The organism is Autumnicola edwardsiae, from assembly GCF_031846505.1.
Classification (GTDB): Bacteria; Bacteroidota; Bacteroidia; order Flavobacteriales; family Flavobacteriaceae; genus Autumnicola; species Autumnicola edwardsiae.
In genome coordinates this window covers 1-800 of record NZ_JAVRHP010000274.1, presented here as the reverse complement: position 1 = coordinate 800, position 800 = coordinate 1, and the positions used below count along the sequence as shown (strand labels likewise).

Below are 800 nucleotides of genomic sequence, written 5' to 3'. Positions count from 1 at the left end.
CATACAACACCATGTTACTGCAATAGTCGCAAAAAAAGCTCCTACTGCAGTAACACTTAACGTTGTACACAAGCTAAAAAATGAAAAAAGATCTTGTAGAAATTAGTAAAAATCTTTTACAGAATATATCGGAATTGGATGATATTATAGATACTTATTTTGATCCGATTACTGACCTAACTGATACTGCAAAAGATATTTTTACACCCATAAAAATCGTTCATTCACTATATTCTTACAATAAAAAAAGGAAGTTCAAAAGCTTTCTAAAGTTATATGCTCGAAGCCTTGAAGAAGGTGGAATAGATACACCCGAAAAAACAAAAAAATTATATTCTTATCTTGAGAATAGGAAAAACTTCAATTTTATTAATGATACTATTGAAAGTTCTATAAATGCTAAATCTATATACGGATCAATGATATTGGGATATTTTGCAGGAAGAGTCTTTTCACAAACACTTAATATTACCCTGAAAGAACTAATAACGCTTGATGCACTAAAAGAATTGAATGACTTCGAATTAAGTTATTTTACTAAAATCTATTCAGTTGCAGATTTGAGTAAAACAGTAAATATCTATAATTATAAAAAAGATTTAGCTAATCCCTTCCTTTACGAGATAACCATCTCCAAACTAATTCAATTAAGAATGGTGGAAGAGGCACCTATTCTTACATCAGGAAAACCGAAAGGCAGTTTTATATCCTCAGAGATAGCAGAAGATGTCTATTTTATGATCAAAGATATGGGCATAGAAGAGGAACTTATTAATTATGAGATGTAATAAGCCTGTGTA

At 29.9% G+C, this 800-nt stretch carries 1 protein-coding gene; it reads left to right on the top strand.

The features are described 5' to 3' along the window. Positions 1-80 precede the first annotated feature (80 nt). Complete coding sequence (locus tag RM529_RS17610) at positions 81-788, top strand: hypothetical protein (RefSeq protein ID WP_311486037.1); 708 nt, start codon at positions 81-83, stop codon at positions 786-788. The last annotated feature ends 12 nt before the right edge of the window (positions 789-800 follow it).